The 1,730-nt window shown below is 38.6% G+C and carries 1 protein-coding gene; it reads left to right on the top strand.

Going from position 1 to position 1,730, the window contains the following annotated elements; all coding sequences use genetic code 11:
• Window positions 1–278 precede the first annotated feature (278 nt).
• On the top strand, window positions 279–1,640 hold the full coding sequence (locus ACY65O_RS04615) for a Gfo/Idh/MocA family oxidoreductase (protein ID WP_462219674.1): 1,362 nt from the start codon (window positions 279–281) through the stop codon (window positions 1,638–1,640).
• Window positions 1,641–1,730 lie beyond the last annotated feature (90 nt).

Genomic DNA, 1,730 nt, shown 5'->3' with positions numbered 1-1,730 from the left:
TTTTACTTGCTCGTCCTATCAGCAACCACGTCGGGGTCGGGGGAGCTGCTCCAATACAGTTTCAATAGCAAACATTACCCTAACGGGATAATTGTTTATTGAAATGATATGGGCTTTGTTGTACTTCACTTTGTGTTGAATATAAACTTGGTGCAAATGTATATCAATTTGTAAATAAACTACCCAAAATTTTATTAAAATTTCAAATGCTTTGAAATATCTTTAGCATCCAATCTGTTTTACTAAATTTTTCTTAACCAATAATTAATACTTGCACAATGGAAAATAATTTTAGCCGCCGCAAATTTATTACTACTACCGGAACAGTTTTAGCAGGCAGCATGCTGATGAATGATGCTGTTGCAGAAACTGCTGCTTTATTTACCGGACCAAAAAAACGCTACGCCATGGTGGGCACCGGCCACCGGGGTACAGGCATGTGGGGTAAAGACGTTTTGAAAGATTATGCAGATTATGTAGAGTTTGTTGGGCTATGCGATACTAATAAAGGCCGTGTGGAAACAGCCAAAAAAATGATGGCAGTTAACTGCCCCACATTTACCAATTTTGAAGAGATGATGAAAACAGTTAAGCCTGATGTTTTAATTGTTACCACAGTTGATGCCACACACAACGAATTTATTGTAAAAGGTATGCAAATGGGTGCCGATATTATTTCGGAAAAACCGATGACGACGGATGAAGCAAAATGCCAGCAAATTATTGATGCAGAAAAAAAGACCGGTAAAAAAGTTACCGTTACATTTAATTACCGCTACTCACCGCACCGTGCAAAAATTTACGAACTGTTACGCAGCGGTGCAATAGGAAAAATTACGTCTGTTGATTTTCACTGGTACCTGGATGTACGCCATGGTGCAGATTATTTTAGAAGATGGCACCGCTTACGCAAAAATGGTGGCAGCCTTTGGGTACATAAAGCATCGCATCATTTTGATTTATTAAACTGGTGGATAGAGAGCGACCCTACAGAAGTTTTTGCTTACGGTGCATTGGAGCATTATGGAAAAAATAATTCGTTCAGAGGTATTAATTGCAGAACATGTGAGTACAAAGACAAATGCAAATTTTACTGGGATATGACGAAAGATAAAAGATTGATGGCGCTGTATGCCGACAATCAACAGTATGATGGTTATTTAAGAGATGGTTGTGTGTGGAAAGAAGACATTGATATTTTTGATAAGATGGGTGCATCAATAAAATATGCCAATGGCGTACAGGTAAGTTATTCGCTAACGGCATACTCGCCTTACGAAGGTTACCGCATTGCATTTAACGGCACCGAAGGAAGATTGGAAGCATGGATACAGGAAAGTAACCCGCCTGCTGGTGACGAAAAGAAAAATTATGACGAACTGATGCTGACAAAAAATTTTGGAAAACCAGAATTGATTAAAGTGTTTACACCCGAAGGTGGCCATGGCGGCGGTGATAAATTATTGAAGGATAAAATTTTTATTCCCGGCACTGCGGATGCATTAAGACAATCGGCTGGTGTAAGAGATGGTGCATTATCCTGCTTAGTTGGTATTGCTGCAAGAAACAGTTGTGATAGTGGTAAGCCGGTGAAGATTGGAGATTTAACAACGATACAACCGGGGGTGAAGAAGGTGTAATTATAAATTTATTGATTATTTTGATAGGTAATAAAAATTATCATTATGTCTGAGTACTAATTCTAATCCAGCATTTTGCTTGTAAAAAGC

This window comes from Ferruginibacter sp. (assembly GCF_031430955.1).
GTDB lineage: Bacteria > Bacteroidota > Bacteroidia > Chitinophagales > Chitinophagaceae > Ferruginibacter.
The sequence above is the reverse complement of the archived record's forward strand: the minus strand, read 5'-3'. Positions and strand labels throughout refer to the sequence as shown.

What these genes read in the sequence shown, in the direction of transcription:
- ACY65O_RS04615 (WP_462219674.1), top strand. Translation starts at nt 279, where the DNA reads ATGGAAAATAATTTTAGCCGCCGCAAATTTATTACTACTACCGGAACA.